We start from the raw sequence: 13,156 nt of genomic DNA on the forward strand, positions 1-13,156 counted from the left end.
TAGAATGGCTGACTGAGCATATTGCCAAGTCAGCCATTTTTTTATCTTATTTTACGACTTCACCACTTGCAACTACGGTTTCGCGGACTTTGTTAGCAAAGTTTTGAGCTTCTTTAATAATGGTGCCTTCATCTGCGGTCAGCAGCTGGCGGTCTTGCATCAATACCTTGCCATCAACAATAGTATGGCGAACATTAGCTCCATTTGCACCATAGACTAATGCGGCATAGGGGCTATACATAGGAACCATGTTTGGTGATTTAGTATCAATAACAATGATGTCAGCTAATTTCCCCGCTTCGAGAGAGCCTAATTTGTCTTCCATATGTAACACTCGCGCAGAACCCATGGTCGCCATCTCAACAACCGTAATGGGGGGCATCGTCGCTCTATCTTTATTGGCTAGTTTGTGAATTTTCCCCACTAAGTTCAGCTCATTTAATGTTGTTAACGAATTACTCGACATCGGACCATCGGTTCCTAAACCAACTCGAATACCTTTTTGAAGCATGGTCGTGACCGGCGCTACCCCCTTAGCAGATTTCGTGTTTGCACTGATATTATGTGCGACACCCACATCATACTGCTTGAGGAGATCCATATCTTTTTCATCAACCATGATTGCGTGAGCTGCAATAACTTTATTATTCAGCGCTCCAATATCAGCCATATATTGTACAGGGCTTTTCCCTCCCGTACGTTTGGCGATTTCTTCTTGCTCACGATCTGTTTCAGCAAGGTGGATCATCACTGGCACATTAAGTTCTTGAGACAATTTTGCGATTTTCTGTAAGTGCTCTGTGGTATTGGTATACGGTGCATGAGGTGCAAAGGCGGGGGTGATACGAGGGTGATCTTTGTATTGGTTGATAAAATTCACTGCATAATTGATACCTTCATCTGCATTTTTTGCATCAGCGACAGGAAATTGAATAACAGATTCACCAAGGACAGCTCTTAAGCCAATTTTATCAACGGTTTTAGCCACTTCATCTTCAAAATAATACATATCAACGTAAGTTGTGACACCACCTTTAATCATTTCAATATTAGCAAGGTTTGCGCCAACACGTACCATTTCACGAGAGACCATTTTGTTTTCTAATGGGAAGATATAACGGTGTAAACGGTCTGGCACATCATCGGCTAAAGAACGAAAAACGGTCATAGATGCATGTGTATGAGTATTAATTAACCCAGGCATGACAATGTCGCCATCAACATTTAGGATACTAGGTGCTTGATAACTTTGAGCCAGCTCAGGGCCACCAACAGCAATAATTTTATTACCTTTGATGACAACAGTACCATGGTCAATAACTTGTTTCTGGGCATCCATTGTTAAGATGGTTCCATCTACAATAATGATGTCAGCAGATGTAGCTGCAAAGCTAGAAAAAGAAGCACTAATAATGGAAATAGCCAGTAAAGATTTTAAAAACGACATTTTGGCCTCATATCTGGTGAGAAAATATAAAAATTATGAGTGAAAAAACATTAATACTATTTTTGAGAAAACTAAGTGTATTGCTTACTGATTGAATATTTAAAATAATAATTTTTTAATGGCTTAATTTTGCTAATAAAACACCAAAAACAATAACGACACAGGCAATGACTCGCATCACGTTGAATTTTTCTTTGAGAAATGCAATAGATAGGAACATGGCGAAGAGTACACTCGTTTCTCTAATCGCTGCGACCATGACAATTGGCGCTTGGCTCATCGCCCATATAGCAATGCCATAACTAATGAGCTGCATTAATCCCCCCAGTAACCCTGAACGCCAATATTGTTGAATTCCAACAAGTAAGGTTCCTCGGTATTTGATAAAACCAGGTACAGCTAACACCATGCCATTTAATAAAAATAGCCAGAGAGTATACGTCACGGGATCTTCACTTGCTCTGGCACCATAACCATCAGATAAGGTATAACAGGCGGTGAAGAAGGCTGTTGATATGGCAAAAACTAGAGCTTTCCCCTTGATATTTAATGTGAATTTTTTTCCTGCAAACGCAATCAGTACGACGCCACTAATAATGAATAAAACACCAATAAGTCCCATCAATGGAATTAACTCATTAAATAGCAAAGCACCTAATAGTGCCGTTATTAATGGTGCGGACCCGCGTGATATTGGATAAATCTGGCTTAAGTCACCGTGTGTATAAGCCTGACTTAAAAAATAGGTATAGCCAATATGAAACAGTACCGATAACGCTAACCAATGGATAGCTTCTGGTGATGGTAGGCCTAACCAAAGTATTGCTGGTATCGCTAAGGCGCCAGAAAAAACAGAAATCATGACTAGGCCGAAAAAACGGTCATTACCAAATTTAACTATAGCGTTCCAGCTTGCATGGCAAAAAGCTGCAAACAGCACAGAAAGTAATACGTAAGTTGTCATCGTTAAATTGTAATCATTAGTATTTTATTAGCAATCTAAACACATTGTTTTGCGAAACGTTTGGCAAATATTTTGTAAATAGTCTTCCATATTTATCGTTTTTACAAAAGGTATCGAAGAAAGAAACAGGCAAGTTTTTCTTGTGTAAATAAAAGGGATAAATTTTGATGTACTAGAAAAGTTGAATTTATAAAGTCTGTTTATCACAAAATTTATTATTTGTTTTTATAAAAGTTGTCTATAGTAAAATTAACGTTTTTTTCTCATTTGCCGTGATCTCTAACCCAAATAAGTCGGTAATTCCGAGTGTTAAGCGATAAATAAACGATTTTTTACGAATTAATAATTAGCATAGTATTAACATTCAAAAAAACATTGGGGTTAACTATATGACAGCAATTATTCGTAAATTTTTAAGGTTAGAAGCAGCAGGGGGCTTACTTCTGATTATTGCTGCCATAGTCGCTTTAATAATGGCTAACTCACCATTACAAGGGGCTTATCAGCAATTTTTAGATATTCCTGTATCCATTAAAATATCAGAGTTTGGTTTAGATAAACCGCTGATATTATGGATTAATGACTTCCTAATGGCGATTTTCTTTTTGGTGGTCGGCCTTGAAGTAAAGCGCGAATTATTAGAAGGATCCCTTGCAGGACGTGATAAAGCGATATTTCCAGCAATCGCAGCCTTAGGAGGGATGATTGCTCCAGCATTAATTTACCTATTATTTAATGGTGGAGATGCAGTTACCCAGCAAGGTTGGGCAATACCTGCCGCTACAGACATTGCTTTCGCGCTAGGTGTGATGGCCTTATTAGGTAAGCGAGTACCAACAGAACTTAAGGTGTTCTTATTAGCATTAGCTATTATTGATGACCTTGGTGTTATCGTGATTATTGCCTTTTTCTATACAAGTTCTGTTTCCTTGGTTGCATTGGGGTTGTCAGCACTGTGTATTGCCATTCTCTGTATGATGAATTGGCGTAGAGTAGAGAATACAGCGGCTTACTTAGTTATTGGGTTAATATTATGGGTGTGCATTTTGAAGTCTGGAGTGCATGCCACATTAGCAGGAGTCATTGTTGGCTTCTTGATCCCTTTACATGGTACTAACCAGACCAAGCCTTCAGAAGAATTGGAACACGTTTTACATCCATGGGTTGTTTACTTAATTCTACCTATTTTTGCGTTTGCTAATTCGGGTGTGCAACTTCAAGGTGTGACTTTTGAAGGTTTGTTGAGCCCACTGCCATTAGGAGTCGCTGCGGGGCTAATTTTGGGTAAGCCAATTGGGATTTTTCTGTTTAGTTGGATTTCGGTAAAACTTGGGTTTGCAAAATTGCCAGAGTCGATTAACTTAAAACAAGTTTTTGCCGTTTCTGTACTGTGTGGGATCGGTTTTACTATGTCTATTTTTATAACCGGCCTCGCATTTGATGGGCTGGATGAGGTGTATAGTACCTATTCGCGCCTAGGAATCTTGATTGGTTCTACGCTAGCTGCATTTTTAGGTTACTTTATGTTAAGAGTAGTGTTACCGAAACAAAAAGAACTAACCTAGTACAAGCTTATTGTGTAATTTTGCAAATTATTAGTAAGAATTTCCGAACTAATAATCTATGATATACCGTAGTGTGTTCATTAATACACTACGGTATTCATTTTAAAGGCCCTGAAAATATAGGGTACAGGTAAATGTGTATGGTCAATAGTAGTTACCATAACTAGCGACGGTACAAAAGGAATCGATATGCGGGTTTCACATCTTAATTTTAACCATCTTTACTATTTCTGGCATGTATGTAAAGAGGGCTCTGTTGTCGGAGCAGCAGAAGCGCTTTACCTGACACCTCAGACAATTACAGGGCAAATAAAAGCGCTAGAAGAGCGCTTAGGTGGCAAGTTGTTTAAAAGGCAGGGGCGAGGTTTAGTGCCATCTGAGCTTGGACAATTAATTTTTCGCTATGCAGATAAAATGTTTATGCTTAGCCAAGAAATGCTCGATATCGTCAATTACAGCCGCGAATCTAACTTACTGTTTGATGTCGGGGTTGCGGATACGCTATCAAAACAGTTAGTAAGTAAAATATTAGAAACTACGGTTGTTGAGCATGAACAAATTCATTTACGTTGTTTTGAATCAACCCATGAATTGTTATTAGAACAGCTCAGTCAACATAAATTGGATATGATTTTATCTGACTGCCCAGTTGACTCATCTCAGCAAGAAGGCTTGTTTTCGGTGAAATTGGGCGAGTGTAATATGAGTTTCTTTTGCCGTCAGCCTATTCCTAAAAAGCCATTTCCTGAATGTTTAGAGGAACGTCGGTTATTGATCCCTGGGCGGCGATATTTATTAGGTAGGCATATACTCGCTTGGATCCGCAATAAAAACTTGCAGGTTGAAGTATTAGGTGAATTCGATGATGCCGCACTTATGAAAGCATTCGGTATGCATTATAACGCAATTTTTGTTGCTCCGTCGCAATATACACCTGACCTTTTAGGTGGAGACGATATTGTAGAATTGGGGCGCTTAGAGAGTGTAAAAGAAGAATACTACGTTATTTTTGCAGAGAGAATGATCCAGCATCCAGCAGTACAACGAGTGTGTAATAAAGATTTCTCAGATTTATTTTCAGTTCCGCTTGATAGCCTAGATAAAAAATAATAATAAATAAAAAAACCGGCATAAGCCGGTTTTTTTAGCTAATCAAGAAGCAAGATTACATTGCTTTGATTTGAGCAACTAAGTTAGCTTTATGACGTGCTGCTTTATTTTTGTGGATCAGGCCTTTAGTAGCATGGCGATCAACAATAGGTTGCATGTCATTGAATGCTTTCTGAGCAGCTTCTTTATCGCCAGCAGCGATAGCAAGGTAAACTTTCTTGATAAAAGTACGTACCATAGAGCGACGGCTAGCGTTATGCTGACGACGTTTCTCTGACTGAACGGCACGTTTCTTAGCTGATTTGATATTAGCCAAGGTCCAACTCCCAAATGTATTCTATTGAGGACAATTCAAAGGTCGAGGAATATGCCCTTTCGCCCTTCATTTGTCAATGGATTTGTGCAAATAAACATCGTGTACTTCGATGTCCATGCGCTGTGAATGGTGCAAGATTCTATCAGCAAATATGAGAAGAATACAGATCTTCGCGTGAAAAAATGCGTAATTGATGGCAGAAATTTAAAAAGAGCGGAGACGAAAAAAAATTTTTGGCCTATCAATCAATGGTGAGTATGAAAATAGAACATAAAATGGTTGTTTTTTGTTCTTTTTAATCGTTTGGTTATAACCATTGAAGTGTAAAACATAAAAATATAATATTTTTAGAGACCTTGGAACAAATTTGTTGTATTGATAATCCATTGGTTACCCCAAAGTTTTTGATGTTCGAATGCAATAGCTCTGTTTGGGGAGCGTAATAACCCACTAATGGCATAAAATAGTGGGGAATAAATCGTGTAGAGATCAAAAAAATAGGGTTTAATGAAACCTTTTGTGAACTAAGGTTAACCTTATGCGTCGTACAAGGTATAATCCTGCAATTTCCTCGGTATTGAGCCTGTTATGGAGCTAATTCGCGGTATACAGAATATCCGGGCGTGCCATCATGGTTGCGTGCTGACTATCGGTAATTTTGATGGTGTTCATCGTGGGCATCAGGTTTTACTTCAAAATTTGAAACTTAAGGGTGCGCAGTTAGGGTTGCCAACTGTCGTAATGATATTTGAGCCACAGCCCCTTGAATTTTTTATTGGTGACAAAGCGCCGGCGCGTTTGACGCGTTTGCGAGACAAAGTTAAATACCTTGCAGATAGTGGTATTGATTACCTCTTATGTGTTGAATTTAACCAGCACTTTGCGTCATTAACACCTGCTGAGTTTGTTTCTGACTTACTTGTCAGTAAGCTTGGTGTAAAGTACCTCGCTATAGGTGATGATTTCCGCTTTGGGAAAAATCGCATGGGGGACTTTGCTTTTTTACAACAAGCGGGTAGTGAATTTGGTTTTGAAGTTGCAGATACAGAAAGCTTTTGTGATTCAGGGCTCCGTATCAGCAGTACAGCGATACGAAGAGCCATTCAAGAAAATAATCTTGAATTAGCAGAAAGCCTATTAGGGCACTCTTATCGTATTAGCGGGCGAGTGGTTCATGGTAACCAACTTGGTAGAACAATAGGTTTTCCAACGGCAAACCTACCGTTAAAACGTTTAGTCACACCAGTAACTGGTGTATATGCTGTAGAAGTTTACGGTTTAGGTGATAAGCCTTTACCGGGTGTGGCAAATATTGGCACACGTCCGACTGTATCTGGAAAAGGAACACAGTTAGAAGTTCATCTGATTGATGCAAATATGGATTTATATGGGCGTCATATCGATGTAGTGTTACGTAAGAAATTACGTGATGAGCAGCGGTTTGCTTCGTTGGAAGCGCTTAAGGAGCAAATTGCTAATGATGTAATTGCAGCGAGAGAGTATCTTACTGCAATAGGAATCAGATAATTTAGCGGAAAATTGGAACTGAGAATCGATGAGTGACTATAAAAATACCCTGAATCTACCGGAAACAGGGTTCCCAATGCGTGGCGATCTCGCTAAACGCGAACCACAGATGTTAGAGCGCTGGTACAAAGAAGGTTTGTATCAGGCAATCCGTAAAGCAAAATCGGGTAAGAAAACCTTTATTCTGCACGATGGTCCTCCGTATGCTAACGGCAGTATTCATATTGGTCACTCAGTTAACAAAATTCTCAAAGATATTATTATTAAGTCCAAAGGGTTGGCGGGTTATGATTCCCCATACATCCCAGGTTGGGACTGCCATGGATTACCGATTGAACATAAAGTTGAACAAATCGTCGGTAAGCCAGGGGAAAAAGTTTCCGCTGCTGAATTTCGTGCACAATGCCGTCAATACGCTAAAGAGCAAATTGAAGGGCAAAAAGCTGATTTCATGCGTCTTGGTGTTTTAGGTGAGTGGGATAAACCTTATCTAACAATGGATTTTAAAACCGAAGCTCATATTATCCGAGCATTGGCTAAAACCATTGCAAATGGCCATTTAGTGAAGGGGGCAAAACCTGTTCACTGGTGTACTGCTTGCGGTTCTTCATTAGCGGAAGCTGAAGTTGAATATTATGATAAAACCTCACCATCTATCTATGTTCGCTTCCCAGCCGTAGATGGCAAGGCTGTGTGCGAAAAATTTGGCATTGTTAGCGAAAAAACACCTTCGTTAGTCATCTGGACAACAACGCCTTGGACTTTGCCAGCTAACCGCGCGATTTCTTTAAACCCTGAGTTTAAATATGATTTAATCGAAGCAAATGGTGAGTTACTCATTTTAGCTGCTGACCTTGTCGAAGAGGTAATGAAAACGATAGGGGTTGAAGCGTGGGCAGTTCTAGGGGAGTGTGAGGGTTCTGCACTTGAACTTTTACGTTTCAATCATCCATTTATGGGCTTTGATGTGCCTGCAATTTTGGGTGACCATGTGACATTAGACGCGGGTACTGGTGCTGTTCATACTGCACCAGGCCACGGTCCCGAAGACTATGTGGTTGGTCAGAAATATGGCTTAGAAACAGCGAACCCTGTAGGGCCAGATGGTTGCTTCTTACCAAATACTTACCCAACATTAGATGGCGTGTTTATTTTTAAAGCTAATGACCTTATCGTTGAATTATTGAACGAAAAAGGCGCATTACTATACAAACAAGCGATTCAACACAGCTATCCATGCTGCTGGCGCCATAAGACTCCAGTTATCTTCCGTGCTACGCCACAGTGGTTTATCGGTATGGATAAAAACGGTTTACGTGAACAATCGCTGAAAGAAATTGATATTGTTCAATGGATCCCGGGTTGGGGGCGCGCACGTATTGAATCAATGGTTGAAAACCGCCCAGACTGGTGTATTTCTCGTCAACGTACTTGGGGTACCCCAATGTCGTTGTTTGTTCATAAAGACACTGAAGAGTTACACCCTCGTACATTAGAATTAATGGAAGAAGTGGCTAAGCGTGTTGAAGTGGATGGCATCCAAGCATGGTGGGATCTTGACCCAGCAGAGCTGTTGGGTGATGAAGCCGAAACATATCGTAAAGTACCTGATACCTTAGACGTATGGTTTGATTCAGGTTCAACGCACTTTGCGGTTGTGGACGCACGTCCTGAATTCCATGGTAATTCAGCGGATATGTACCTTGAAGGGTCAGATCAACACCGCGGCTGGTTTATGTCATCATTGATGTTATCAACCGCAATGAAAGGTAAAGCACCTTATCGCCAAGTATTGACACATGGCTTCACTGTTGATGGCCAAGGCCGCAAAATGTCTAAATCTTTAGGCAACACAGTGAGCCCTCAAGATGTCATGAATAAACTGGGTGCAGATATCTTACGTTTATGGGTTGCATCAACGGATTACACTGGCGAAATCGCGGTTTCAGATGAAATTTTAAAACGAGCGGCTGACTCATACCGCCGTATTCGTAATACTGCACGTTTCTTACTGGCTAACTTAAATGGTTTTAATCCTGAAACCGACATGGTGAAACCAGAAGATATGGTGGTTTTAGACCGCTGGGCGGTGAGCCGTGCTTTAGAAGCTCAGCAAGAGATAGCCAAAGCTTATGATGAGTACGATTTCTTATCTGTTATCCAAAGATTAATGCATTTCTGCTCCATTGAAATGGGGTCATTCTATCTGGATATCATCAAAGACCGTCAATACACCGCGAAAAGTGATAGCTTAGCGCGCCGTAGCTGCCAAACTGCGTTATTCCACATTGTTGAAGCATTAGTGCGTTGGATGGCTCCGGTTCTGTCGTTTACTTCTGATGAAATTTGGAATGAGTTACCAGGAAAACGTGCTCAATTTGTTCTTACCGAAGAGTGGTATGACGGCTTATTTGGTTTAGATGAATCAAATGAAATGAACAACAGCTTCTGGGCTGAGTTGTTAGCGGTTCGTGGTGAAGTGAATAAGGTGTTAGAACAAGCGCGTACTGATAAGCTTATCGGGGGCTCATTAGAAGCCGCTGTGACTTTGTATGCCGATAAAGCTCTGGCTGAAAAACTACAAAGCCTTGGTGATGAATTACGCTTTGTTTTACTGACATCACAAGCCCATGTCGCTGATATTGCAACGGCTCCAGCAGATGCGCAAGAAAGCGAATTGAAAGGCCTAAAAATTGCTTTCAGTAAAGCGGCGGGTGAAAAATGCCCTCGTTGCTGGCATTATGCAAGTGATATCGGTTCTTCGAGCGAGCAACCAGAAATTTGTGGTCGCTGTGTCACTAACGTAGCCGGTAACGGCGAAACGCGTAAGTTTGCTTAATGAAGACGCCAGTTTGTTCTACCGGTTTGCGTTGGTTATGGTTGACCATTGTGATCATCGTTGCGGATTTAGGCATTAAGCAATTAGTGCTTAGTGATCTAAATCTGTACGAGCCACACCCGATAATGCCATTTTTCAACATAATGTACGCACAAAATTTCGGAGCGGCATTCAGTTTCTTGGCTGATGAAGGTGGTTGGCAACGTTGGTTCTTTGCAGGTATTGCAATTGGGATATCTGTAATCTTGATGGTTATGATGTATCGCCAAAGTGCACAAAAACGCCTATCAAATATTGCTTATGCATTGATTATTGGCGGTGCTATCGGTAATTTAAGTGACCGTTTAGTCCATGGCTTTGTTATCGATTACCTTGATTTTTACGTTGGTAATTGGCATTGGCCGACATTTAACCTAGCGGATATGGCGATATGTATTGGTGCGGCACTTGTCATTTTTGAAGGTTTTTTACCTGATAAATCAAAGCAAGAAAAAGCCAAATAAGATGGCAGCGTACTAGGTTAGAATGCAATAACTCACAGCCCAGATTTTCTGGGCTGAATTTTATGATAAATAGGTTTGGTTTATGTCTACTCAAATACAGGCACAGAGCTCTGTTTTACTGCATTTCACATTGAAATTGGAAGATGGCTCTACGGCTGACTCCTCGCACGCACAAGGAAAGCCTGCGTTATTTGTTTTAGGGAATGACTCCTTATCGCCAGAACTTGAAGCCCAATTGATTGGACTTAATGAAGGTGAAAAGAAAAGTTTTTCACTGCCCGGAGATACTGTTTTCGGGAAACATAACCCTGACTTAGTTCAATATTTTTCATTGCGTGATTTTATAGAAACAGGCATTCCTGAAATTGGTACGATAATGCTATTTACGGCGATGAATGGCAGTGAAATGCCAGGTGTAGTAAAATCAATTGAAGGTGAGTCGATTACTATTGATTTTAATCACCCTCTCGCAGAGCAGCAGATTAGTTTTGATATCGAAGTGCTTGAAGTAGACCCGCAATTGGAGAATCACAATGCAAATATTAATGGCTAACCCTCGTGGGTTTTGTGCAGGCGTAGACCGCGCAATTAGCATCGTAGAAAGGGCGTTAGAAATATATGGTGCTCCGATTTACGTTCGTCACGAAGTGGTTCATAACCGTTATGTTGTTGATGATTTACGTCAACGTGGTGCTATTTTTATTGAGGAAATCTCAGAAGTACCAGATGGGTCTATTTTGATTTTTTCTGCGCATGGCGTTTCCCAAGCTATTCGTCAAGAAGCTCGCTCTCGCGATCTCACCATGTTATTTGATGCGACTTGTCCTTTGGTTACGAAAGTTCATATGGAAGTTGCACGAGCTAGCCGTAAAGGCAAAGAGGCTATTTTAATTGGCCATGCTGGGCATCCAGAGGTCGAAGGTACGATGGGGCAATATAGCAACCCTGAAGGTGGGATGTATCTTGTTGAAAGCCCAGAAGATGTTTGGAAACTGAAGGTGAAAGATGAAAATAATCTTTCTTTCATGACACAAACAACGCTTTCTGTTGATGATACTTCTGATGTCATTGATGCACTGACATCTCGCTTTCCAAGTATCGTTGGGCCTCGTAAAGACGATATTTGTTATGCAACGACTAACCGCCAAGAAGCAGCGAGAGAGCTTGCAGAACGCGCTGATGTTGTTTTAGTCGTCGGTTCTAAAAACTCATCAAACTCAAATCGTCTTGCAGAGTTAGCTTCGCGTATGCAAAAGCCTGCCTATTTAATTGATGGTGCGGAAGATATTAAAACGGAATGGTTAGCGGATAAAAATATTATCGGCTTAACAGCAGGGGCATCTGCTCCAGATATTCTAGTTAGGCAAGTTATTGATAGGCTTAAAGAATTAGGGGCTGACTCTGTTGTTGAATTGCAAGGGCGTGAAGAAAATATCGTCTTTGAGGTCCCTAAAGAATTAAGGGTTGAGGTTAAAGAGATTAATTAATCATTTGATTTCAATTATAGGAACAGCCGCGTTATGATTTATTCCTTAGCGGCTGTTGTAACTTATCCGCTCATCGCTCATATAGTCCCTTTCATCGTTTCTCTCCATTAACACTTTTACTGATAATCCTCGTGTTCTCTACGCTTTTGTTAATAACGATGCATTTTTGCTAGCAGAATGGGGTCAGGATAGTTAATCTGTATCACAATCATTTCTAAACTATGGGTAAAAATAGTTTTTTTATCCTAAACAACAGTTCAAATTTATCGATTTGCATTAATTAAAAAAAGGATAAGCCATGGCAAATTCAATGGTACGAGTCGCAATAGTTGGTGCCGGTGGGCGTATGGGGCGCCAGTTAATTCAAGCCGCGCAACAACAAGATGGAATTCAATTAGGTGCCGCGATTGAGCGCGAGGGCTCATCACTTATCGGGACTGATGCAGGGGAACTCGCAGGTATCGGTAAGCTAGGTATTGCCATTGTTGATTCACTTAATCAGGTTGTTAATGATTTTGATGTTGTCATTGATTTTACGCGCCCAGAAGGGACTTTACACTATCTTGCATTTTGTAAAGCAAACCAAAAAGCCATGGTAATTGGAACGACAGGGTTTGATGAGCAAGGTAAGCAAGCCATTGCCGAAGCTGCGAAATCTATTCCTATTGTCTTTGCGGCGAATTTCAGTGTTGGTGTCAATGTGGTGCTGAAATTACTGGAAAAAGCAGCAAAAGTGATGGGAAATTACACTGATATTGAAATTGTTGAAGCACATCACCGCCATAAAGTGGATGCGCCATCAGGTACGGCTTTGGCTATGGGAGAGTCTATTGCTAGTGCACTTGGGAAAGACTTAAAAGAGTGTGCGGTATATACCCGTGAAGGTTACACCGGGGAACGAGAACCTGGAACTATTGGCTTTGCAACTATCCGTGCTGGGGATATTGTGGGTGAACATACTGCAATGTTTGCAGATATTGGGGAGCGAGTTGAAATTAGCCATAAAGCCTCTAGCCGTATGACCTTTGCAAATGGAGCAATAAAAGCTTCAGGGTGGGTTTGTGCTAAAAATAATGGGTTATATGATATGAAAGATGTGCTTAGTTTGGATGATTTGTAGTTTTTTATTTTTTATTTTGTCTTTTAAATTATGGCATTGTAATCTATATTTATTATTATAATATCGATTTGAATTATTTTTATTCAAATCGATATTAATTGGTGTTTTCATGGTTTTTACCTTCAATTTTGCTCGTTAATTATCCTTTCTTCCTTCTTTTAGCTGAGTTATTATCAATAAACTAGTTATCTTGCTTTGCAACCGTTTACTTATTCATATTTACTGCTATTTATACTACTTATCCAACTAAAAGTGAGGTGGTTAAGTAAAAAAGTAAG

Annotated in this window: 11 protein-coding genes; 8 read left to right on the forward strand and 3 right to left on the reverse strand. The window is 40.3% G+C overall.

Translation table 11 applies throughout. From position 1 onward, the window contains the following. Positions 1-46 precede the first annotated feature (46 nt). Positions 47-1,447 (reverse strand): amidohydrolase, encoded by a 1,401-nt coding sequence (locus P3L44_RS03230; RefSeq protein ID WP_272661681.1) that lies wholly within the window; start codon positions 1,445-1,447, stop codon positions 47-49. A gap of 115 nt (positions 1,448-1,562) precedes the next feature. Then, entirely contained in the window at positions 1,563-2,411 is an 849-nt protein-coding gene (locus P3L44_RS03235; RefSeq protein WP_140172078.1) for an EamA family transporter, read from the reverse strand. A 389-nt stretch (positions 2,412-2,800) separates the two neighbouring features. On the opposite strand from P3L44_RS03235, the gene nhaA reads away from it, so the two are divergent. Continuing rightward, complete coding sequence (gene nhaA, locus P3L44_RS03240; protein ID WP_004905642.1) at positions 2,801-3,976, forward strand: Na+/H+ antiporter NhaA; 1,176 nt, start codon at positions 2,801-2,803, stop codon at positions 3,974-3,976. A gap of 189 nt (positions 3,977-4,165) precedes the next feature. After that, positions 4,166-5,086 carry a transcriptional activator NhaR gene (nhaR, locus tag P3L44_RS03245; RefSeq protein WP_125891919.1) on the forward strand — a complete coding sequence of 307 codons (921 nt, stop codon included), beginning with the start codon at positions 4,166-4,168 and terminating at the stop codon, positions 5,084-5,086. A 55-nt stretch (positions 5,087-5,141) separates the two neighbouring features. Here the strand turns inward: nhaR and rpsT are convergent, their stop codons facing one another. Further along, entirely contained in the window at positions 5,142-5,402 is a 261-nt protein-coding gene (gene rpsT / locus P3L44_RS03250) for a 30S ribosomal protein S20 (RefSeq protein ID WP_004914688.1), read from the reverse strand. A gap of 588 nt (positions 5,403-5,990) precedes the next feature. Between rpsT and ribF the strand changes: the two genes are divergently transcribed. The 6 genes from ribF to dapB all read left to right on the forward strand — a co-directional run bounded on the left by ribF (position 5,991) and on the right by dapB (position 12,878). Beyond that, a complete protein-coding gene (ribF, locus tag P3L44_RS03255) occupies positions 5,991-6,929 on the forward strand; it encodes a bifunctional riboflavin kinase/FAD synthetase (RefSeq protein ID WP_004905636.1) in 939 nt (312 codons plus the stop codon). A gap of 28 nt (positions 6,930-6,957) precedes the next feature. Beyond that, positions 6,958-9,768 carry an isoleucine--tRNA ligase gene (gene ileS / locus P3L44_RS03260; RefSeq protein WP_110592418.1) on the forward strand — a complete coding sequence of 937 codons (2,811 nt, stop codon included), beginning with the start codon at positions 6,958-6,960 and terminating at the stop codon, positions 9,766-9,768. Further along, positions 9,768-10,271 (forward strand): signal peptidase II, encoded by a 504-nt coding sequence (gene lspA / locus P3L44_RS03265; protein ID WP_004905631.1) that lies wholly within the window; start codon positions 9,768-9,770, stop codon positions 10,269-10,271. The genes ileS and lspA overlap by 1 nt, the downstream gene beginning before the upstream one ends. Positions 10,272-10,353: 82 nt before the next feature. Then, positions 10,354-10,824 (forward strand): FKBP-type peptidyl-prolyl cis-trans isomerase, encoded by a 471-nt coding sequence (gene fkpB / locus P3L44_RS03270; protein WP_004905629.1) that lies wholly within the window; start codon positions 10,354-10,356, stop codon positions 10,822-10,824. Further along, positions 10,805-11,758, forward strand: a complete 954-nt coding sequence (gene ispH / locus P3L44_RS03275; RefSeq protein WP_004905626.1) for a 4-hydroxy-3-methylbut-2-enyl diphosphate reductase — start codon at positions 10,805-10,807, stop codon at positions 11,756-11,758. Before fkpB ends, ispH begins: the two co-directional genes overlap by 20 nt. Positions 11,759-12,056: 298 nt before the next feature. Next, entirely contained in the window at positions 12,057-12,878 is an 822-nt protein-coding gene (dapB, locus tag P3L44_RS03280) for a 4-hydroxy-tetrahydrodipicolinate reductase (RefSeq protein ID WP_110592416.1), read from the forward strand. Positions 12,879-13,156: the final 278 nt, after the last annotated feature.

The organism is Providencia sp. PROV175, from assembly GCF_032707045.1.
GTDB lineage: Bacteria > Pseudomonadota > Gammaproteobacteria > Enterobacterales > Enterobacteriaceae > Providencia > Providencia hangzhouensis.

What these genes read in the sequence shown, in the direction of transcription:
- ispH (WP_004905626.1), top strand. Translation starts at nt 10,805, where the DNA reads ATGCAAATATTAATGGCTAACCCTCGTGGGTTTTGTGCAGGCGTAGAC.
- dapB (WP_110592416.1), top strand. Translation starts at nt 12,057, where the DNA reads ATGGCAAATTCAATGGTACGAGTCGCAATAGTTGGTGCCGGTGGGCGT.
- ileS (WP_110592418.1), top strand. Translation starts at nt 6,958, where the DNA reads ATGAGTGACTATAAAAATACCCTGAATCTACCGGAAACAGGGTTCCCA.
- lspA (WP_004905631.1), top strand. Translation starts at nt 9,768, where the DNA reads ATGAAGACGCCAGTTTGTTCTACCGGTTTGCGTTGGTTATGGTTGACC.
- nhaR (WP_125891919.1), top strand. Translation starts at nt 4,166, where the DNA reads ATGCGGGTTTCACATCTTAATTTTAACCATCTTTACTATTTCTGGCAT.
- fkpB (WP_004905629.1), top strand. Translation starts at nt 10,354, where the DNA reads ATGTCTACTCAAATACAGGCACAGAGCTCTGTTTTACTGCATTTCACA.
- P3L44_RS03230 (WP_272661681.1), bottom strand. Translation starts at nt 1,447, where the DNA reads ATGTCGTTTTTAAAATCTTTACTGGCTATTTCCATTATTAGTGCTTCT.
- ribF (WP_004905636.1), top strand. Translation starts at nt 5,991, where the DNA reads ATGGAGCTAATTCGCGGTATACAGAATATCCGGGCGTGCCATCATGGT.
- P3L44_RS03235 (WP_140172078.1), bottom strand. Translation starts at nt 2,411, where the DNA reads ATGACAACTTACGTATTACTTTCTGTGCTGTTTGCAGCTTTTTGCCAT.
- nhaA (WP_004905642.1), top strand. Translation starts at nt 2,801, where the DNA reads ATGACAGCAATTATTCGTAAATTTTTAAGGTTAGAAGCAGCAGGGGGC.